This is a genomic window from Roseovarius sp. EC-HK134 (genome assembly GCF_902498815.1).
GTDB lineage: Bacteria > Pseudomonadota > Alphaproteobacteria > Rhodobacterales > Rhodobacteraceae > Roseovarius > Roseovarius mucosus_A.
Genome location: NZ_LR701544.1, coordinates 3,068,063 through 3,088,014, shown reverse-complemented (window position 1 = coordinate 3,088,014; position 19,952 = coordinate 3,068,063). Strand labels below are relative to the sequence as shown.

At 61.4% G+C, this 19,952-nt stretch carries 16 protein-coding genes and 1 tRNA gene; 11 read left to right on the top strand and 6 right to left on the bottom strand.

What is annotated here, in order from left to right:
* Complete coding sequence (locus GC127_RS18760; RefSeq protein ID WP_151979360.1) at window positions 1-846, bottom strand: DUF2059 domain-containing protein; 846 nt, start codon at window positions 844-846, stop codon at window positions 1-3.
* A gap of 133 nt (window positions 847-979) precedes the next feature.
* Here GC127_RS18760 and GC127_RS18755 point away from each other — a divergent pair.
* The 3 genes from GC127_RS18755 (at window position 980) to GC127_RS18745 (ending at window position 6,616) form a co-directional block, all read left to right on the top strand.
* Window positions 980-1,069 (top strand) — tRNA-Ser (locus GC127_RS18755).
* 183 nt (window positions 1,070-1,252) lie between these two features.
* A complete protein-coding gene (locus tag GC127_RS18750) occupies window positions 1,253-2,188 on the top strand; it encodes a hypothetical protein (RefSeq protein ID WP_151979359.1) in 936 nt (311 codons plus the stop codon).
* 156 nt (window positions 2,189-2,344) lie between these two features.
* Window positions 2,345-6,616, top strand: a complete 4,272-nt coding sequence (locus tag GC127_RS18745) for a choice-of-anchor I family protein (protein ID WP_151979358.1) — start codon at window positions 2,345-2,347, stop codon at window positions 6,614-6,616.
* 141 nt (window positions 6,617-6,757) lie between these two features.
* Here GC127_RS18745 and lon read toward each other — a convergent pair whose 3' ends face one another.
* The 4 genes from lon to tgt all read right to left on the bottom strand — a co-directional run bounded on the left by lon (window position 6,758) and on the right by tgt (window position 13,165).
* Window positions 6,758-9,169, bottom strand: a complete 2,412-nt coding sequence (lon, locus tag GC127_RS18740; protein WP_151979357.1) for an endopeptidase La — start codon at window positions 9,167-9,169, stop codon at window positions 6,758-6,760.
* Window positions 9,170-9,355: 186 nt separating this feature from the next.
* On the bottom strand, window positions 9,356-10,597 hold the full coding sequence (locus tag GC127_RS18735; protein WP_151979356.1) for a PAS domain-containing protein: 1,242 nt from the start codon (window positions 10,595-10,597) through the stop codon (window positions 9,356-9,358).
* A gap of 225 nt (window positions 10,598-10,822) precedes the next feature.
* Complete coding sequence (locus tag GC127_RS18730; protein ID WP_151979355.1) at window positions 10,823-11,899, bottom strand: alkene reductase; 1,077 nt, start codon at window positions 11,897-11,899, stop codon at window positions 10,823-10,825.
* A gap of 141 nt (window positions 11,900-12,040) precedes the next feature.
* Window positions 12,041-13,165 (bottom strand): tRNA guanosine(34) transglycosylase Tgt, encoded by a 1,125-nt coding sequence (gene tgt / locus GC127_RS18725; protein ID WP_151979354.1) that lies wholly within the window; start codon window positions 13,163-13,165, stop codon window positions 12,041-12,043.
* Window positions 13,166-13,264: 99 nt separating this feature from the next.
* On the opposite strand from tgt, the gene GC127_RS18720 reads away from it, so the two are divergent.
* The 6 genes from GC127_RS18720 (at window position 13,265) to tpiA (ending at window position 17,556) form a co-directional block, all read left to right on the top strand.
* On the top strand, window positions 13,265-14,155 hold the full coding sequence (locus tag GC127_RS18720; RefSeq protein ID WP_151979353.1) for an SPFH domain-containing protein: 891 nt from the start codon (window positions 13,265-13,267) through the stop codon (window positions 14,153-14,155).
* Window positions 14,155-14,430 carry a hypothetical protein gene (locus GC127_RS18715; protein ID WP_008281147.1) on the top strand — a complete coding sequence of 92 codons (276 nt, stop codon included), beginning with the start codon at window positions 14,155-14,157 and terminating at the stop codon, window positions 14,428-14,430. Before GC127_RS18720 ends, GC127_RS18715 begins: the two co-directional genes overlap by 1 nt.
* A 94-nt stretch (window positions 14,431-14,524) precedes the next feature.
* Window positions 14,525-15,934, top strand: a complete 1,410-nt coding sequence (gene rimK, locus GC127_RS18710; protein WP_081506273.1) for a 30S ribosomal protein S6--L-glutamate ligase — start codon at window positions 14,525-14,527, stop codon at window positions 15,932-15,934.
* An 87-nt stretch (window positions 15,935-16,021) separates the two neighbouring features.
* A complete protein-coding gene (locus tag GC127_RS18705) occupies window positions 16,022-16,384 on the top strand; it encodes an SUF system Fe-S cluster assembly protein (RefSeq protein WP_008281149.1) in 363 nt (120 codons plus the stop codon).
* A gap of 29 nt (window positions 16,385-16,413) precedes the next feature.
* Window positions 16,414-16,764, top strand: a complete 351-nt coding sequence (locus GC127_RS18700) for an iron-sulfur cluster assembly accessory protein (protein ID WP_008281150.1) — start codon at window positions 16,414-16,416, stop codon at window positions 16,762-16,764.
* A gap of 42 nt (window positions 16,765-16,806) precedes the next feature.
* On the top strand, window positions 16,807-17,556 hold the full coding sequence (tpiA, locus tag GC127_RS18695) for a triose-phosphate isomerase (protein ID WP_151979352.1): 750 nt from the start codon (window positions 16,807-16,809) through the stop codon (window positions 17,554-17,556).
* Window positions 17,557-17,631: 75 nt separating this feature from the next.
* Here tpiA and GC127_RS18690 read toward each other — a convergent pair whose 3' ends face one another.
* On the bottom strand, window positions 17,632-18,093 hold the full coding sequence (locus tag GC127_RS18690; protein ID WP_037297758.1) for an Lrp/AsnC family transcriptional regulator: 462 nt from the start codon (window positions 18,091-18,093) through the stop codon (window positions 17,632-17,634).
* Window positions 18,094-18,239: 146 nt separating this feature from the next.
* On the opposite strand from GC127_RS18690, the gene cysG reads away from it, so the two are divergent.
* Window positions 18,240-19,634, top strand: a complete 1,395-nt coding sequence (cysG, locus tag GC127_RS18685; protein ID WP_151979351.1) for a siroheme synthase CysG — start codon at window positions 18,240-18,242, stop codon at window positions 19,632-19,634.
* A 1-nt stretch (window position 19,635) separates the two neighbouring features.
* Entirely contained in the window at window positions 19,636-19,947 is a 312-nt protein-coding gene (locus tag GC127_RS18680) for a DUF2849 domain-containing protein (protein WP_008281154.1), read from the top strand.
* Window positions 19,948-19,952: the final 5 nt, after the last annotated feature.

Below are 19,952 nucleotides of genomic sequence, written 5' to 3'. Positions count from 1 at the left end.
TCACAACTCCTGCGCCGGGGTCAGCCCCCGCATCCGCGCCGCCAAAACCTCGAACCGGTTGGCCATGATCTCATATTGTACGGCATTCATAAGCTCATAAACCCGCGCCATGATCGGATGCTCGAGCGCCGCAACATAGGCGCGCAGATCCTCAATAGGCAGGCTCTGATAGGTATAGGCCGCACTGGCCAGCGCCGAGGCGCGCAGGCTCTCGCGCAATTCGTCTTCATCCTCCGCCAAAAGCGCCCGCAGCATGGTTTCGTCGATCTCGCTCTCCAACACCCCCGCGTAAGAGGCCGCAAGCAAGAACCGCACCTGAATTTCCTGCACCGCACGCACCCCGGTGCCCGCACTGTCCACCGCCGCATTCATCGCGCGCAGCACCTCGACACGCTCAGGCGGCATCGCGGCCAACAGCGCCTCGCCTTCAGCCCGCTTGGCGTCGTCATCCTCATGCAGATGCGCGGCATTCTCGACCAAAACCAGACGCTGCCCCAAATCCGAGGCATAGAATTCGGCCGCATGGCCCAACATCTCGTCATCCATCGCCTCTTCGAGGATGCTCAACCCCATCTCACGCATCCGTGCGGTCTCAAACACTTCATCGGCCAGCGTGCTCCAGCCCTGCCCGAAATCACTGGCCGAAAGCCCCAGCATCGCCGGCGCGCCCGAGGCCGAGAGCGCGATACTGTCCAGCGCCACGCCAAAGCCCGTCACCTCCAGAAACGCCTCCAGCCGCGCCCGATCCGCCGCACGCAGAGGCCCTGCGATCAACGCCACCATCACCACCGCCAGAACCGTCAAAACGACGCCGCGCGCCGTTGACCGCAAGCGAACCTCGCTCATGACACGTCATCCTTTCCAGATCGCTTCGCTCAGACCTTAGCCCAACCTAGGCAAATTATCCCGCGAAACAATGCAAATCCCCCTTGCCCCCCCCGCCAAAGGCAAATAAACGCTTGCTCCACCAGACCCCCGCGGAGAGGTGCCGGAGTGGTCGAACGGGGCGGTCTCGAAAACCGTTGTGGGGGCAACCCCACCCAGGGTTCGAATCCCTGTCTCTCCGCCACTATCCCCTTAAGTCATTTACCTACTTAAAATCTTTTGGGCGGGCTGTGTGTTTGCTGGCATCTCTCCTCATTGTGGTGTCTCCTAAAATCCGCGAGACTGCTGCGCTAAGAGGTTATGCAGTTGCAACGATCAGTGCCGCCGAGGTGAGGCCTGAGAAGGCCAAGCACAGAGACAAAACGCCATGCCACTCGTTACGGATTTCGAGACTATCCTGCCGAAGAACCGCCTGTCCTTCACGGCGGCTGGGCCCGTGCTGGTTGTGTCCTTTGACAATGCCGTCGCGGCGCAGCGCAGGGCACCGAACAGGCGGGCTTGGGGGCATGGGTTCTTTTTGCAAGAGGGGCATTCCGTTCTGGGTGTCATGGCGGATGACACCGATTGGTTCAGATGCCCTGCCCTGCACGCCAGCCTGCTGGCGCTGCGCGACCAGGGTTTTTTCCAAAACTTCGCGCAGGTCGTCATGACCGGCACCTCTATGGGCGGCTTTGGTGCGGCGGCCTTTTCGTCATTGGCCCCCGGCTGCCGCGTGATCAGCTATACCCCACAAAGCACCCTGCATGCCGATCTGGTGCCTTGGGAAACCAACCACGGCAAAGGACGTCGGCAACGCTGGGATGGTCTCTTCAACGATGCCGCCGTCGAATCGCGTCAGGCCGCCGAGGTCTATCTGTTCTATGATCCGTTCCACAGCGAAGATCGCCGTCATGCCGCGCGCTTTACCGGGGAAAATGTCCGGCACCTGCGCAGCCCTTTGCTTGGGCACGGCCTGCCCGAAGCCTTTGACGCCATGGGTCTTTTGAAGGAGGTGTTCCGCAAGGCCAGCACCGGCACGCTGGACAACGCCTGGTTCTATTCCGAGATGCGCGCCCGCAAGACGCTGCCCAAATATCACAAGGAAATGCTGCAGGCCCTCGCGCGGCATCGCCACCTCAAAACCGGTGCCGCCGTCGCGCGCCGCGCCTTTGAGACATTCGCCGACCCCTTCTTTGCAGAGCGCGAAGCGCTGTTCACAGCCGCCACGGGAAACATCCTGCAAGCGATGAACCAAGTGGACAGGCTCGCTCGGGCGCAACGCCTGCGCAATCGCGCGCGCGCAGAGACACCAGAACGCGACTAAGCGCAAACCACGCGCCACATCTGTCAGACGGACCACCACGCACCCCGCCCCGCGAACCCGCGCCGTTTACGCAGACGTTACAAATCTCTCAAACCCACGTCACAAACCGCCTCTATCGGTCCCCGGTATCATGTCTCAATCTGGGTGGACCCTCCTATGGCCTATACGCTCCAACTTCTGCATGCCAATGATCTTGAGGGTGGCGTTGCCGCTCTGGACAACGCGCCAAATTTTGCCGCGATCGTCGACACGCTCGAAGATACATTCGAGAACACGATCCTGCTTTCTGCCGGAGACAATTACATTCCCGGCCCATTCTTTTCGACCGCAGCGGATTTCTCGATGGGGGCCACCCTGACCGCCGCTTATGAACGCTTTTACACAGAGATTCTGGGCCTTGATCTGACCGGCGTGACGCTCGACATCGACGAAGGCCCGGGCCGCGTCGACATCACCATCATGAATGTGCTCGGCTTTGACGCCTCGGCAGTCGGCAATCACGAATTCGACCCCGGCACCAATGCCTTTGCCGGCATCATCAATGCCTCTGGCGGCAATGGCGAGATCAACTGGGTCGGTGCCCTCTTCCCCTATCTTTCCGCCAACATCGACTTTTCCGGCGACAACAGCCTTGGCCGCCTCTTTACCGACGAGATCCTGACCTCGGATATCTTCGCGGAATCGTTGGCGGATCTGGCGGCGCGCAATATCGGCCCGGCCATCGCCCCCGCCACTCTGATCGAAGAAGGCGGCGAGTTGATCGGCGTGGTGGGGGCCACCACCCAGATCATCGAGACGATTTCCTCGACCGGCGGCACCAATGAGATCACCGGCGGGGCCAACAATATGGCCGCCCTCGCCGCCGTCATTCAGCCGCAGATCGACGCGTTGATCGCGGCGGGGGCCAACAAGATCATCCTCACCTCGCATCTTCAGCAGATTTCGCTGGAAAAGGAACTGGCAGGGCTGCTTGACGGGGTAGACATCATCATCGCGGGCGGCTCCAACACGCTTCAGGCCGATGCCAATGACCGGCTGCGCGATGGCGATGCAGCGGCCGAAGCCTATCCTTTCCTGACCGTGGATACGAATGGCAATCCCGTGGCGATCGTCTCGACCGATGGCGAATACAGCTACCTTGGCCGCCTCGTGGTCGAATTCGACGACAACGGCGTTCTTGTGGCCGATTCCATCAACACCGCCGTCTCGGGCACTTTCGCAACCGATGCTCAGGGCGTTCTCGACGTGACCGGTGCCGCCACTTTGACAGAAGCGCTCGACGCCTCCGCCAAGGCCAGCATCGTGCAGGATCTGACCGATGCGGTGCAGGTCATTGTAGACGAGGCCGACGCCATCGCCTTTGGCAACCATGACGTGTTCCTTGACGGACGCCGCGAAACCGTGCGCACCGAGGAAAGCAACCTTGGCAACCTGACTGCCGATGCCAACCTCTCGGCGGCGCGGGGTGCCGATACCACCGTCAACGTCTCGTTCAAGAACGGTGGCGGCATCCGCGCCGAAATCGGCTCGGCCACCAATACCGGCACTGATGCAGGCGACGGCGTGCTGTCGCAGCTCGACCTGCAAAACTCGCTGCGGTTCAACAACGGTCTGGCCGTCGCCACCGTGACCAAAGAAGGCTTTCTCATGCTGCTCGAGCATGGCGTGGCCGACACCGATACCGACGCAGGCAACACCCCCGGTCGTTTCTTTCAGATCGGCGGTTTCCGCGTCAGCTTTGATGAGGCAGGCACCGCCCAGCAACTCGTGACCGATGCGAATGGCGATTACGTGGTCGATCCGGCTACCGACCGCCCGCAAGTGGCCGTCGCGGGCGACCGGATCAAGACGGTGGCCTTGATTGATCCCGAAACCGGCGATGACATCGTGATCTTTCGCGATGGCGCCTTTACGGCTGAGGCCCCCGAGACGATCCGCATGGTCACGCTCGATTTCCTCATGCAGAGCAATGGCGACGGCTATCCGTTTCAGGAACTGATCTCGGATGTGCAATTCCTGACGCCTGAAGGCGGCATCACATCCGACACAGAGGCGGATCGCCTTGGCGAACAGCAGGCCTTGGGCGATTTCATGTCCGAGACTTTCCCCGACGAAGACACCGCCTTTGCCAATGCCGAAACCGATGCGGCCAACGACCTGCGCATTGTTCAATTGGCGCGCAATGGCGGGATTGACCGCATTCTGCTGGACGAAAACACCCCAACGCTTGAGGTGTCCATCGCTGCCAACCTGCTCAGCGGCGAGACCGAGCTTTTCACCGGCGGCTCCGAAGTGGTCTCGGTGGACGCAGGCCGCGCCTATGTCACCAACGGCGCACAAAACCGGGTTGACGTATTCGATGCCGCCACCGGCGAGAAGCTCTTTGAATTCGATTTAGGTCAGGTTCAGGGTTTTGACGGCGTGCAATCGGTCGCTGCCAAAAACGGCCTTGTCGCCGCGGCCATTTCGGTCACACCGGCCGAGGCCAATGGCGTGGTTGCGATCTTTGATCTCGAAGGCACCCTGCTCAACACCATTGAGGTCGGCAATCTGCCCGACATGCTGACCTTCACCCCCGATGGCACGCGCATCCTTGTGGCCAATGAGGGCGAACCGCTCGACGGCACCGATCCGCTCGGGTCTGTGTCCATCATCGACCTCAGCGGCGGCGCGGCCAATGCCACCGCCGTCACGCTCGATTTCTCGGCCTTCGACGGCCAAGAGGACACACTGCGCGAGGCCGGCGTTCTGATCCAACCGGGCAACTCCGCCTCGCAGGATCTGGAGCCGGAGTATATCACCGTGCTGCCCGATGGCGTCACCGCATGGGTCAGCCTGCAAGAGGCCAATGCCTACGCGGTCATCGACCTCACGACCAACACCGTGACCGACATCCGCAGCTTCGGCCTCGTGGATCGTTCGCTTCAGGGCAACGAGATCGACGCCTCCAACCGCGACAACGCAATCAACCTGCAAACCTATGACAACCTCTTCGGCATGCGCCAGCCCGACGCGATCACCTCAATCGAAATCGGCGGCGAAACCTATATCTTCACCGCCAACGAAGGCGACGCCCGCGATGCGACCGAGGCCCGGATTGGCAGCCTTGATCTTGATCCGACGGCCTTTCCAAATGCCGATATCCTGCAACTGAACGAAAACCTTGGCCGCCTCAACGTGCGCACCGATCTGGGCGACACCGACGGCGATGGCGATTACGATCAGCTGTTCCACTACGGCGCGCGCTCCTTCACCGTCTATAATGCGGCGGGCGAGATCGTCTTTGACAGCGGGTCGCAGTTTTCGCAGCTTATCGCCGAAATCCGGCCCGAGCTCTTCAATCACGACGAAGGCGAGTTCGACAACCGTTCAGACGACAAAGGGGTTGAGCCCGAGGCCATCGCCGTGGGTGTTGTCGAAGGCAAACCCTATGTCTTCATCGGGCTTGAGCGCGACAGCGGCATTATGGTGTTCGACATCTCCGACCCCGCAAACCCGGTGTTCGACAGCTATATCGACAGCGAGGCCAACGGCAACATCAGCCCCGAAACCATCGCTTTCATCCCCGCAGACCAGAGCGCGACAGGATTTGCCCAGATCGCCATCGCCTATGAGGGCGACGGCAACACCGCAATCTACAACCTCGACAACCTCGGCGTGGACAGTTCCCCGACCGGGCGCAGTGATGGCGACGATACGCTGGTGGGCACCGACGGTGACGATGGTTTTGGCGCAGGCGCGGGCGACGACCTCGTGAACGGCGGCGCAGGTAATGACAACCTCGGCGGTGGCTTTGGCAACGATACGGTGAACGGCGGAGCTGGCAACGACACTATCGGGGCTGGCTTGGGTGACGACATCGTCAACGGCGGTGCTGGCAACGATGTGGCCAATGGCGGCGCAGGCAACGATCTGGTGCGGGGCGAGGACGGCAATGACCGCCTCGGTGGCGGTCAAGGCGCCGACACGGTCGAGGGTGGCACCGGCGATGACTTCATCGGCGGCGGCGCAGGCACTGACCTGCTTGATGGGGGCGAAGGCAACGACAGCCTCGGCGGCGGCTTGGGCGACGACACCGTTCTGGGTGGCGCAGGCGATGACTTTGTCGCAGGCGGCGGGCGCGATGACGTGCTGGATGGCGGCACGGGCAACGACACGCTCAACGGCGGTTCGGGCAATGACCTGATGACCGGCGGCGAGGGTGTGGATACCTTCGTCTTCAACACGCTGACCAGCGGCGAGGCCGACATCATCACCGATTTCGATGCCAGCACCGAAACCGTGATCCTGCGCAGCGTGGCCAATTTCGACACGCTCGACATCACCGATACGGTCGCCGGTGCGGTTGTGACGGTCGACGGCCAGACCATCACCTTCGAAGCGGTTCTCGCGGCGGACCTCACCGCAGATAATTTCCTCTTCGGATAAATACTGGTCCAGGCAAAAATTTCACCGGCCCCGTTCAACAGCGGGGCCGGTTTCATTTTGGGACATATACCAAATGGAAAACGCCCCAAGCGATGAGCTAGGGGCGTTTTGTCATGTCAGATCGGAAAGGGCCTGCGCAGCTTAGTGCGCCACGGCCCCCCGGCCCTCTTCGCCGGATTTCAGCGCGGCCTCGGCAGCGGCGGCCTCTTCGGCCTCTTCGTCCCATTCCACAGGCTCCGGTGCCCGCACCAGCGCCAGTTTCAGGACGTCACGCACGTGATCGACGGGGATAATATCCAGCCCCTCTTTCACATTGTCCGGGATCTCGGCCAGATCCTTTTCGTTCTCACGCGGAATGAGCACCGTCTTGATCCCGCCCCGCAACGCCGCCAGCAGCTTTTCCTTCAGGCCACCAATAGGCAGCGCATTGCCGCGCAGCGTGACCTCGCCAGTCATGGCGATATCCTTGCGAATGGGAATGCCGGTCAGCACCGATACGATGGAGGTCACCATCGCAAGGCCAGCCGAGGGGCCATCCTTGGGCGTCGCGCCTTCGGGAACATGGACGTGAATATCCCATTTCTCGAACTTGGGCGGCTTGATCCCCAAATCAGGTGCCACAGAGCGGACATAGCTTGAGGCAGCGTCAATCGACTCTTTCATGACATCGCCCAGCTTGCCGGTGGTCTTCATCCGGCCCTTGCCCGGCAGGCGCAGCGCTTCGATATTCAGCAACTCACCGCCCACAGAAGTATAGGCCAGCCCGGTGACAACACCCACCTGATCGCTCTCTTCGGCCAGACCGAACTTGTATTTGCGCACCCCAAGGAAATCATCAAGATTTTCAGGCGTGATCTTGATCGCCTTGTCCGTCCCCTTGATGATCCGCGTCACCGCCTTGCGCGCCAGCTTGGCAATCTCACGCTCAAGGTTCCGAACCCCGGCTTCGCGGGTGTAATAGCGGATCACATCGGTCAGTGCCGCATCGGTCAGCGCAAATTCACCCTTCTTGAGGCCGTTGTTCTTGACCTGCTTGTCGACCAGATGTTGCTTGGCAATCTCGCGCTTTTCATCCTCAGTATAGCCCGCCAGCGGAATGATCTCCATCCGGTCGAGCAGAGGCCCCGGCATGTTATAGCTATTGGCCGTGGTCAGGAACATCACGTTCGAAAGGTCGTATTCCACCTCAAGATAGTGATCGACAAAGGTCGAGTTCTGCTCGGGATCAAGCACCTCAAGCATCGCCGACGCCGGATCACCCCGGAAATCCTGCCCCATCTTGTCGATCTCATCGAGCAGGATCAGCGGATTGGTGGTCTTGGCCTTTTTCAACGCCTGAATGATCTTGCCGGGCATCGACCCGATATAGGTCCGGCGATGGCCACGGATCTCGGACTCGTCGCGCACCCCACCCAGAGAAATCCGGATGAACTCGCGCCCCGTCGCCCGCGCCACGGATTTACCAAGGCTGGTCTTACCCACACCCGGCGGGCCGACAAGGCACATGATCGGGCCCTTCAGCTTTTGGCTGCGTTGCTGCACCGCGAGATATTCGACGATCCGCTCTTTGACCTTGTCCAGACCATAGTGATCGGCATCAAGGATATCCTGCGCCTTGTGCAGGTCCTTTTTGGTGCGGCTTTTGACACCCCATGGAATGCTCAGCATCCAGTCGAGATAGTTGCGCACCACAGTCGCCTCAGCGCTCATCGGGCTCATGCTTTTGAGCTTTTTCAGCTCGGCTTCGGCCTTTTCTGCGGCTTCCTTGCTCAGCTTGGTCTTGGCGATGCGCTCTTCCAGCTCGGCAATCTCGCCCGCGCCATCCTCGCCATCCCCCAATTCCTTCTGAATGGCCTTCATTTGCTCATTCAGATAATACTCGCGCTGCGTGCGCTCCATCTGGGATTTGACGCGCGTTTTGATCTTCTTCTCGACCTGAAGAACGCTCATTTCGCCCTGCATGAGGCCGTAAACCTTCTCCAGACGTTCGCTCACGCTCAACGTCTCAAGCAGTTCCTGCTTGCGGCCCACATCCAGCCCCAGATGACCCGCTACCAGATCCGCCAACTTGGCCGGCTCTTCGGACTCGGTGACAGCGGCCATCGCCTCGTCGGGGATGTTCTTTTTCACCTTGGCATAACGCGCGAATTCATCCCCGACCGTGCGCAACAGCGCCGCGATCGTGGTCGCATCGCCGGGAATTTCGCTCAGATACTCGGCCTTGGCCTCGAAGAATTCGGAATTGGCCAGATACTCGGTGATCCGCACCCGCGCCACGCCCTCGACCAGCACCTTGACGGTGCCATCGGGCAGCTTGAGCAGTTGCAGCACATTGGCCAGCACGCCCACGCGGTAAATGCCGGACTCGGCGGGATCGTCATCGGCGGGATCAATCTGGCTCGACAGCAGGATCTGCTTGTCATCGGCCATGACCTCTTCCAGGGCGCGCACAGATTTCTCGCGCCCCACAAAGAGCGGCACGATCATATGCGGGAACACCACGATATCCCGCAGCGGCAGGACCGGATAAGAGGCGTTAAGGGTGTCTTGCATGCTCGTATTCCTGTTTTTAGCAAGAGGGCACCGGCCCCGCGCGGCGGCAACCACGGCCCTCTCCGTTACGTTAGTCCTAACTTGGGGCGCACCCCGTCAGGTTTCAACAGATTCGGCAAACATTGCCCTCAGATCAGACCGGGCACAAGGGCGCATCATAGCCTAGGCCCCGCTTTGCATGGTGTCTCAGGCCGCCAGACTGCGGTCGCGCATCAGCGACGTCACCGCGTCCTGCACCCGCTCCAGCGCGGCACTCACCTCGTCATGAAAGCGGTCCAACTGCCCCAAGATGGATTGCAGCCCCGACAAGCGCTCGCGCAGAATACCCGCCTCGACACGCAGCACGACCCGCACCATCGCCAACCCCGTGACCATGCGCCGGATCATCTCGGCATCCGCCGACAACTGCCGGACTGCGCGATAGCCGTCCTGCATGGCGCGATCCGCCTCGATCCGATACCGATCCCGCAGGCCCGCGACCACCTCCATCTCGGCGGTCGCACCCAGATGGTTTTCGCGCTCCGCTTCTTGGGTAAAGAACGTCACCATTTCCTCCATAAGATCGGCCACGGCAATCATGAACACCGATTTTGCTTCGTCGGCCACATCCCAAGTCCCCTGATCGTCGCGCAGGGTCTGGATCACGCGCGGATGATTGCGAATATCGCGCATCATCATTTCGTAATTCTTGGCAATCTCGTTGATCGGCCCTCTGTCAGACTTGAGCTTGCAGGCTTGGATCTTCATATTGGTGGTGATCAGCTCAGCCTCTTTGAGATTAACGCAAAGCACCCGTAATTCCTGCTCAATCTCGCGCTTGACATCAAAAAGATGACCAGACGCAGCCAAGGCAGGCGTGACCGCGCGTTTCCGCGCTCCCTCGCGTGACGCATGTTCGCGGCGCAATGCCTCGATCTGAAACACGCCATAATTGGCAAAGCCCGCGTCAATCAAATCGGCCTCAATGGCCGCTGCACTTTGCTCAGGCGTCAGACTGCGCTCGCGCTCGCGGCCCAAGGCGCGGGCATATACCTCTTTCACAGTCGTGAAGAGCGCACTCGTCGGCTTCAACCGCACCGACAAATAGCCGCCATCAACCGGCGAAACCACGGCGAACACCCAATAGAACCGCCCATCCTTGGCCCGGTTCTTGACATAGGCCCCAACCGAATGGCCACGTTTCAACCCTTCCCACATCAACCAGAACACACCTTTGGGCATGTCGGGATGCCGCACCAGCTTGTGCGGCGCGCAGACCAGTTCCTCGGCACTGTAGCCCCCGACACGGGCAAACACGGGGTTGAACGCCCGGATCACCCCGCGCGTGTCGGTGCGGGAAAAGAACAGCTCATCTGCTCGAAAAGGAACCTCTTGGTCGACAAGTGTTTTGTCGGCCCTTGGGCCAGACCGTGCGGCGTCGGCGTGCATATCCACCTCGTGCAGTATGTTTCATGGTCAGAAGGGTCAGACAACACCGCCTGCGTCTTTGGCTAAACGGTCATGCTTTATACAACTTTAGGGTCAGACCGGCACAAATCGTCCTGCGCTGTCCAAGTCCCTTATCCCTCGTCACCTGCTGCGATCCTGCACGTATCGCGCCATCTTTGCGCGCAGCCCGACAGGCCGCGCGCAAAATATCATGTCAGACGATCCTTAAACGGTCTCAAGCGTCGGATAATCGGTATAGCCCTCTGCCCCGCCGCCATAATACGTCGCCTGATCACCCTCATTCAGCGGCGCATTCAGCTCTAGCCGCTCGGCCAGATCGGGATTGGCGATATAGGGCCGCCCGAAGGCCACCAGATCAACCTTGCCCGTCGCCACCCGCGTCAGCGCCAGATCGCGGTCATAGCCATTATTGGCCATGTAAACCCCGGTCCATTTGGCCCGCAGCGCGTCAAACGCGCCGTCACGTGCGCCACCCGTGCTGCCCTCGATCAGGTGCAGATAGGCCAGACCCCGCCGGTTAAGCTGCTCGACCACCCAGCCAAAGCTGGTATCAGGATCGCTGTCCATCGCGTCATTGAACCCGGACCACGGCGAAAGGCGAATACCGATTTCCCCCGGTGCCCAGACGGTTTCCAGCCCGTCCAATACCTCAAACAGCAACCGCGCCCGATTGCCCACCGATCCGCCATAGGCATCTTCGCGGGTGTTCGGCCCGTCCTTCAGGAACTGATCCAGCAAATAGCCATTGGCGGCATGCAATTCGATCCCGTCAAACCCGGCCTCCTTGGCGGCCTTGGCGGCATGGACATAATCCGCTACCAGCCGCGGCATCTCATCTGCGCGCAGGGCGCGCGGCGTCGATGTGTCCTCGAACCCGGCAGTAGTGACGGTCTGTGCCTTGGCCGCCACCGCCACCGGCGCAACCGGGGCCTGCGCATCGGGCTGCAGCGACGTATGGCTGATCCGCCCCACATGCCAGAGCTGAATGACGATCTTGCCCCCCTTGGCATGCACCGCCTCTGTCACCTTTTTCCACGCGGCAACCTGCCCGGGGCTGTAAATGCCCGGCGTGCCGACATAGCCCTTGCCCTCGGGGCTGATCTGCGCGGCCTCGGTGATGATTAACCCGGCCCCGGCGCGCTGCGCATAATGTTCCACATGCAGCGCACCAACCTCGCCCGTGTCATTATCGGCGCGGTTGCGTGTCAGCGGGGCCATGACAACCCGGTTGGACAGATCAAGATCACCAGCTTTGGTGCCGGAAAACAGTTTGTGGCTCATGGGGAATGCTCCTTGTGCATGCGATTTACGCTTGCACTCAACCTATGCCCCCGCTGCCGCCACACAAGTCCGCCAGCTGCGCCCTATCCCACAGGCCTTGCCGCACCACCGCACAGAACCCGGCCATTGACAGGCGCGCGCTTAGAGCGGGTCGATATCGCCCTCTGCGCGGCCTGCGTGAAACGCGGCCTCCCACGCTTCAAACTGCCCCTCGGCAATCGCTGCGCGCATCTCTGACATGATCTGTTGGAAATAATGCAGGTTGTGCCATGTCAGCAGCATCGAGCTGATAATCTCCTGCGACCGGAACACATGATGCAGATAGGCGCGGGAATAATTCCGACAGGCCGGACAGGTGCAGGCCTCATCCAATGGCCTCGGATCATCCTGATGCCGCGCGTTCTTGATATTGACCACACCATGCCGGGTAAACACCTGCCCGGTGCGCCCCGACCGGCTGGGCAGCACACAATCCATCATGTCGATGCCACGCTTCACGGCCCCCACGATGTCATCGGGCTTGCCCACCCCCATGAGGTAGCGCGGGCGATCCTCCGGCAAAAAGCCCGGCGCATAGTCAAGCACGCCAAACATCGCCTCTTGCCCCTCCCCCACGGCCAGACCGCCCACGGCATAGCCGTCAAAACCAATGGCTTTCAGGGCCTCGGCACTCTCTTCGCGCAACTCGGGCGTAACACCCCCCTGCATGATCCCGAAGAGCGCATGACCGGGCCGGTCGCCAAACGCCTCTTTCGAGCGCGCCGCCCACCGCATGCTCAGCCGCATACTCTCGGCCACCGCCTTATCGGTCGCGGGCAAGGCGGGGCATTCGTCAAAACACATCACGATGTCAGACCCCAGCAACCGCTGGATTTCCATCGAACGCTCGGGCGTCAGCTCATGCTTGGACCCGTCGATATGGCTCTTGAAGGTCACACCCTGCTCGGTCAGCTTGCGCAACCCTGCAAGGCTCATCACCTGAAATCCGCCCGAATCCGTCAGGATCGGCCGCTCCCAGTTCATGAACCGATGCAACCCGCCCAAGCGATCAATCCGCTCAGCCCCCGGCCGCAGCATCAGGTGATAGGTATTGCCCAAGAGGATATCCGCCCCCGTAGCGCGCACGCTTTCGGGCATCATCGCCTTGACCGTGGCCGCCGTGCCCACCGGCATGAAGGCTGGCGTGCGGATGTCACCACGCGGCGTGCGGATCACCCCTGCCCGCGCCGCGCCGTCCTGTGCCAGTTTCTCGAACCCGAACCGCATGCCGTCAATTCCTATCGCTTTAGCCCTTTTGCCCTCCTTTAAAGCGGTTTACCCTGCCTTGTAAAATGCCGTCTTGGCCGCCCCAGTGTGAGAGTTCCCATGACCGAAGACATGATCCTGAACCTGATTTCCACAAATGTCGTCTGGCTCCTGATTGCGCTTTTGGGGATCATCATAATCTTCCGCGGGGTCAAGATCGTGCCCCAGTCAGAGCAATATGTCGTCGAACGCTTTGGCAAACTGCACAAGGTGCTTGGCCCCGGCATCAACCTGATCGTGCCCTTTCTCGATGTGGTGCGGCACAAGATTTCGATCCTTGAGCGGCAATTGCCCAACGCAAGCCAGGATGCCATCACCCGCGACAACGTGCTTTTGCAGGTCGAAACCTCGGTGTTCTACCGCATCCTCTACCCGGAAAAGACCGTCTACCGCATCCGCGAGGTGGATGGCGCGATTGCCACCACCGTGGCCGGCATCGTGCGCGCCGAAATCGGCAAGATGGACCTAGACGAGGTGCAATCCAACCGCACTCAACTGATCACCACGATCAAATCGCTGGTTGAAAACGCCGTCGATGACTGGGGCATCGAAGTGACCCGCGCCGAAATTCTCGATGTCAATCTTGATCAGGCCACCCGCGCCGCGATGCTGCAACAGCTCAACGCCGAACGCGCCCGCCGCGCGCAGGTGACCGAGGCCGAGGGGCATAAACGTGCCGTCGAACTTCAGGCCGATGCCGAACTTTACGCCGCCGAACAGGCCGCCAAGGCCCGCCGCATCGAGGCCGACGCCGAGGCCTATGCCACCGGCGTGGTCGCCGCCGCCATCGCCGCCAATGGGCTGGAGGCCGCGCAATATCAAGTGGCGCTGAAACAGGTCGAGGCGCTCAACACCCTTGGCAACAGCCCCTCGTCCAACACCATTCTCGTGCCCGCCCACGCGCTCGAGGCGTTTGGCAATGCCTTCAACATGCTCAAGGGACGCAGCTGATGGAAACGGTCCTGTGGCATCTCTGGTGGGTCTGGCTTGCGGCAGCCCTTGGGCTGGCCATCCTCGAAATCCTCGTGCCCGGTTTCATCTTTCTGGGCTTCGCCATTGGGGCTGCCCTCGTGGCGCTGCTGGTGCTCTTGCCGCTTAATCTTGGCCTCACGGCGCTTCTCGCCCTCTTTACGCTTCTCTCCTTGGCCGCCTGGGTAATCCTGCGGCGGCTCTTTCGCGCTCCCGATGACCAAAGCCGCGTGATCCGCGAAGATATCAACAAGTAACCTGCCCCCCCATTCCTTGCATCCTCAGGTCCATCCCAAGTAGAGAGGCGGCACGCGCGCCCCCGCCGCGACTCAACGCAACAGGACACGCCCGATGACCGATACCCCCGACAGCCCCCAGCCTCTCCAGTTCGGCTGGGAGGAATGGGTCAGCCTGCCTGATCTTGGCGTCCCCGCGATCAAGGCCAAGGTCGACACCGGCGCGCGCACCTCGGCGCTGCATGCCTTTGACATCGAAACCTTCGGTCCCGCCTCGCGCCCCAAGGTGCGCTTTACCGTGCATCCGATTCCCGGCCGTGATGATCTGATCATCCCCTGCTCCGCCCCGATCATCGACCGGCGCGATGTGACCTCGTCGAATGGCGAGCGGGAATTGCGCTATGTGATCGCCTCCAAGCTCTCGGTCGGCGGCGATACATGGCCGATTGAGATCACGTTGACCAATCGCTCCAGCATGACAAGCCGCATGCTCTTGGGCCGTCAGGCGCTCAAGGATCATATTTCCATCGTCGCCACAGACCGCTTTCTGCAACCCGAACTCAGCTATGATGTCTATCACACCGCCCGCGTCCGCACCGCACAGCCGAAACGCGCCCTGCGCATCGCCGTGCTCAGCCGCGAGGATAATTATTCCACCCGCCGCATCGTCGAGGAAGGCGAGGCGCGCGGTCACACCGTCGAGGTGATCGACACCACCCGCTGTTACATGGCGATCAACGCGCTCGCCCCCGAAGTGCATTACGATGGCAAACGCCTGCCCCGCTATGACGCGGTGATCCCGCGGATCGGCGCGTCCATCACCGCCTACGGGGCCGCCGTGATCCGCCAGTTCGAAACCATTGGCACCTTTTGCGTCAATCCCTCGGCGGGCATCATTTCCAGCCGCGATAAACTCTACGCCCATCAACTGATGGCGCGCGCACAGGTGGGCATGCCCAACACCGCCTTCGCCGCCTCGCCCAAGGACACCGGCAATCTCATGGGCCTTGTCGGCACAGCCCCCCTGATCGTCAAACTGCTCGAATCAACCCAAGGCAAAGGCGTGGTTCTGGCCGAGACCAAAAAGGCCGCCGAGTCGGTGATCGACGCCTTTCGCGGGCTCAAGGCCAATTTTCTCGTACAGGATTTCGTCAAGGAAGCGGCGGGCGAAGACATCCGCTGCCTTGTTGTCGGCGGCAAGGTCGTGGCCTCGATGAAACGCACCGGGGCAGAGGGCGATTTCCGCTCCAACCTGCACCGTGGCGGCACCGCCAAGACCATCCGCATCACCAAGGCCGAGCGCGATACCGCCATCCGCGCCGCCCGTGTGTTTGATCTCAACATGGCGGGCGTAGACCTTTTGCGCTCCGACAGCGGCCCCAAAGTGCTCGAGGTCAACTCCTCCCCCGGCTTTGAGGGGATCGAAGGGGCCAGCGGCAAAAACATCACCGGCGCGCTTTACGAAATGATCGAGACCCGCGTGCGCCCGGTCCCGGTACGTCGACGCAAATCTGGCACGGACTAAGCTGCGTGGTGCCCGCTGACGTCCCCCTCTGGACGCGGGCCTCGATAAACCCTATATGTTTGCTCAGGATAACCGCAGGATACGATCATGATGAACAGTTCAGAGCCGCTCGAAGGCGCCCCCCTGATCGCGCCCTCCAGCACCGATCACCCGCTCTTCGAACAGGTGGTCGAGGCCTGCCGCACCGTTTATGACCCGGAAATTCCGGTCAATATCTACGATCTTGGCCTCATCTATACTATTGATATAGATGCCGAAAACACGGTCTCGATCACCATGACCCTGACGGCCCCCGGCTGTCCCGTGGCAGGCGAAATGCCCGGTTGGGTGGCCGACGCGATCGAACCCTTGGCAGGTATCAAACAGGTGGATGTAAACCTCGTTTGGGAACCGCCCTGGGGTATGGATATGATGAGCGATGAAGCCCGCCTTGAACTCGGGTTCATGTAACGAAATCAATCGACTGGAAGGCTGACCTCATGTTTGGCATACCCGGAAAACCGCCCGTCTCCATAACCCCGGCCGCCGTGACCCAGATCACCCGCCTGATGCAGCGCGACGGTCATCAAGGGCTGCGGATCGGGGTAAAAAAGGGCGGCTGTGCCGGTATGGAATACACCATGGACTACGTGACCGAGATTGATCCCCATGACGAGGTGATCGAACAGGACGGGGCGCGCGTTCTCATTGCCCCTATGGCCCAGATGTTCCTCTTCGGCACCGAGATTGACTACAAGACATCGCTCCTTGAATCCGGCTTTGTCTTCAACAATCCCAACGTGACAGAGGCCTGTGGCTGCGGCGAGTCGATCAAATTCGCCAATATGTGAGCTTCGCCTCACAAGTCTTTGTAATAAATGGACAGTGCACGTATGAGACGCAAGCTTGCCGCCGGCAATTGGAAGATGAACGGCATCAATGCTAGCCTGACGGAATTGCAAGCTCTCATCGCCGCCCATCCCACACCCCAAGTTGACATCCTGATCTGCCCACCCGCCACTCTCATTGTGCAGGCCGCAGGGCTCAGTGCCGACAGCCCCCTGATGATCGGCGCACAAGACTGCCACGCCGCCGCCTCCGGCGCGCATACCGGCGATGTTTCCGCACCGATGCTGGCCGATGCCGGGGCCGTAGCGGTCATCTTGGGCCATTCCGAACGCCGTCAGGATCATGCCGAGTCGAGCGCCCTTGTCGCCGCCAAGGCCACCGCCGCCCATGCCGCCCATCTCACGGCACTCATCTGCGTCGGCGAATCCTTGGCCGAACGTGAGGCGGCACAAACTCTCGATGTCATCGCCGAGCACCTGCGCCACTCCCTGCCCGACAGCGCGACTGCGGCCAATACCGTCATCGCCTATGAACCGATCTGGGCCATCGGCACCGGCCTCACCCCCAGCCCTGCACAAATCTCCGAGGTGCATCGCTTCCTGCGCGCAGAACTTACCGCGCGCTTTGGGGCAGAAGCCGCCCAAGGCATCCGCCTGCTCTATGGCGGCTCCGTTAAGCCCGCCAACGCCCCCGAGATTTTCGCACTGGCCGATGTCGATGGCGCGCTTGTGGGCGGCGCAAGCCTGACCACTGCCGAGTTTTCGCCGATCATCACCGCGCTTGAACAGGCCTGATCCCGCTTCTTTTTGGCAAAAATACTCCGGGGGTGGCCGCCGCAGGCGGCCGGGGGCAGCGCCCCCATTCCCCGCTCAGAGCGGCAGCATCGTGGTTGATTTGATCTCTTCCATCGACAAGAGCGCTGTCACATTATGCACCTTCACCTCTGAAATCAGCGCTTGATAAAACACGTCATACGCCCGCGCATTGGCCACCCGAACCTTGAGGATATAGTCGATATCCCCCGCCAGCCGGTGCGCCTCCTGCACTTCGGGCCGCGCCTTCAGCGCCCTGAGGAATGCCGCCTGCCAACCCGCGTCATGCTCTGACGTGCGGATCAGCACGAAAAAACACGCCTCGAACCCCAGCGACTCAGGATCCAGCAAATAGGTCTGCTGCCGGATCACCCCAGCCTCACGCATTTTGCGAATCCGGTTCCAGACGGGCGTCTTGGAACTGCCGACGTTCTTGGCGATATCATCCAGCGACTGCCCGCCATCCTCCTGCAGCTGCACGAGGATTTTCCGATCCAGATCATCGAGACGAACAGCCATTCCAAATTCTTCCTTTTGCCGAAACATTCCAACTGACCTGCGCTGCAATTGGAACAAACTTCCTTATTCCGCCCAGCATATGGCGCTTAACCGGGAATATTTCCTATATTAACCGCAGAGTCAAACCGTTCCCCGAGGCCCGCCCGATGAAACATTTCCCGATCTTTGTCGCCGTCGAGGGACGTCGTATCGTGCTTTCCGGTGGCGGCGAGGCCGCTCTGGCGAAACTGCGCCTCCTGCTCAAGACCGAGGCGCATGTGACCGTCTTCGCGCCCGAACCTGCGCCCGAAATCGTGCAATGGGCCGCCGCAGGCCGCCTGCGCCTGCAGCAGCGCGCCATGCAGCCCGGTGATGCCCTTTGCGCTGTCCTGTTCTATGCCGCCGATGAGGATACCGCCGAGGATGCCCGCACATCGGCCATCGCGCGGGCGGACGGGGCACTCGTCAATATCGTGGACAACCTCGAGGATAGCCAATTCATCACCCCCGCCATCGTCGATCGCGATCCGGTGACCGTGGCGATTGGCACAGAAGGTGCCGCACCGGTGCTGGCCCGCGCCATCAAGGCCGATCTCGAGGCGCGCCTGCCCGCCACGCTTGGCCCTCTTGCCCGGTTGGGCAAGGCCTTTCGCAAGGCTGCCGATGTGCTGCCCATGGGCCGCCGCCGCCGCGAGTTCTGGGCCGATTACTATTTCAACGCAGGCCCCCGCGCGATGGATCAGGGCGGCGAAGAGCAGGTCAAAACCACGCTCCACGCAATCCTTGATCAGCACCTGAACGCGCAAGAGCGTGACGGCCACGTCGCCTTTGTCGGGGCCGGTCCCGGCGATCCGGATCTTCTGACCCTTAAGGCGCGCAAGGCGCTCGATACCGCCGATGTGGTGATCCACGACCGTCTGGTAACGCCCGCCATCCTCGAACTCGCCCGCCGCGAGGCAATCTTGATTGACGCCGGGAAAGAGGGCTTTGGGGCCTCCATGTCACAAGACGCGATCAACGCCCTTATCGTCGAACATGCCGCCACTGGCGCGCAAGTGGTGCGCCTCAAGGGTGGCGATCCCACCGTCTTTGGTCGCTTGGACGAGGAAATTGAGGCCGTGACCGCCGCTGGCATCGCGTGGCATGTGGTGCCCGGCATCACCGCCGCCTCCGCCTCGGTCGCCAGCATCGGTCAAAGCCTCACGCAACGTGGCCGCAACGCCTCGGTGCGGTTTCTCACCGGCCATGACATGAAGGGCTTTGCCGATCACGATTGGTCCGCGCTCGCCCGTCCGGGCGAGGTGGCCGCGATCTACATGGGCAAGAAATCTGCCCGCTTCATCCAAGGCCGCCTGATCATGCACGGGGCCGACCGCGCCACGCCCGTGACTGTAATCGAGAATGCCAGCCGCCCCGATCAACGCATCCTTGCCACAACGCTGGATCGCTTGCCCACGGATCTCGCAGAGGCCGCGATCACCGGCCCCGCCCTCACCTTTCTCGGTCTCACGCCCCGCGCGGCAGAGGCCCAAATTGCCCAATCCCAACAGGAGCTTGCCTGACATGGCCCAAGAATTCACCCCCAAGGTCGTCACCGCCAACGCCCTGATCGAGGGCGATGTCGTCTATCTCACCGCCGCCGACACATGGGCGCGCGATCTGGCTCAGGCCGAGGTGCTGACCGACGAGGCCGATGCCGACTATCGTTTGCTGCAAGCACAAGCACGCGCAGGCGAAATCGTCGGGGCCTATCTCGCCGATGTCAAACATGGCCCGAACGGCCCCGAACCCACCCATTTCCGCGAGGATTTCCGCCGCAAGGGCCCCTCGAACCTCTTTCACGGCAAGCAATCCGAAGGACTGTCCCGGGCTTGACCCGG

Bases quoted from the DNA above. Each gene is read 5' to 3' on its own strand.
- GC127_RS18760 (WP_151979360.1), bottom strand. From the start codon at position 846: ATGAGCGAGGTTCGCTTGCGGTCAACGGCGCGCGGCGTCGTTTTGACG.
- GC127_RS18750 (WP_151979359.1), top strand. From the start codon at position 1,253: ATGCCACTCGTTACGGATTTCGAGACTATCCTGCCGAAGAACCGCCTG.
- GC127_RS18745 (WP_151979358.1), top strand. From the start codon at position 2,345: ATGGCCTATACGCTCCAACTTCTGCATGCCAATGATCTTGAGGGTGGC.
- lon (WP_151979357.1), bottom strand. From the start codon at position 9,169: ATGCAAGACACCCTTAACGCCTCTTATCCGGTCCTGCCGCTGCGGGAT.
- GC127_RS18735 (WP_151979356.1), bottom strand. From the start codon at position 10,597: ATGCACGCCGACGCCGCACGGTCTGGCCCAAGGGCCGACAAAACACTT.
- GC127_RS18730 (WP_151979355.1), bottom strand. From the start codon at position 11,899: ATGAGCCACAAACTGTTTTCCGGCACCAAAGCTGGTGATCTTGATCTG.
- tgt (WP_151979354.1), bottom strand. From the start codon at position 13,165: ATGCGGTTCGGGTTCGAGAAACTGGCACAGGACGGCGCGGCGCGGGCA.
- GC127_RS18720 (WP_151979353.1), top strand. From the start codon at position 13,265: ATGACCGAAGACATGATCCTGAACCTGATTTCCACAAATGTCGTCTGG.
- GC127_RS18715 (WP_008281147.1), top strand. From the start codon at position 14,155: ATGGAAACGGTCCTGTGGCATCTCTGGTGGGTCTGGCTTGCGGCAGCC.
- rimK (WP_081506273.1), top strand. From the start codon at position 14,525: ATGACCGATACCCCCGACAGCCCCCAGCCTCTCCAGTTCGGCTGGGAG.
- GC127_RS18705 (WP_008281149.1), top strand. From the start codon at position 16,022: ATGATGAACAGTTCAGAGCCGCTCGAAGGCGCCCCCCTGATCGCGCCC.
- GC127_RS18700 (WP_008281150.1), top strand. From the start codon at position 16,414: ATGTTTGGCATACCCGGAAAACCGCCCGTCTCCATAACCCCGGCCGCC.
- tpiA (WP_151979352.1), top strand. From the start codon at position 16,807: ATGAGACGCAAGCTTGCCGCCGGCAATTGGAAGATGAACGGCATCAAT.
- GC127_RS18690 (WP_037297758.1), bottom strand. From the start codon at position 18,093: ATGGCTGTTCGTCTCGATGATCTGGATCGGAAAATCCTCGTGCAGCTG.
- cysG (WP_151979351.1), top strand. From the start codon at position 18,240: ATGAAACATTTCCCGATCTTTGTCGCCGTCGAGGGACGTCGTATCGTG.
- GC127_RS18680 (WP_008281154.1), top strand. From the start codon at position 19,636: ATGGCCCAAGAATTCACCCCCAAGGTCGTCACCGCCAACGCCCTGATC.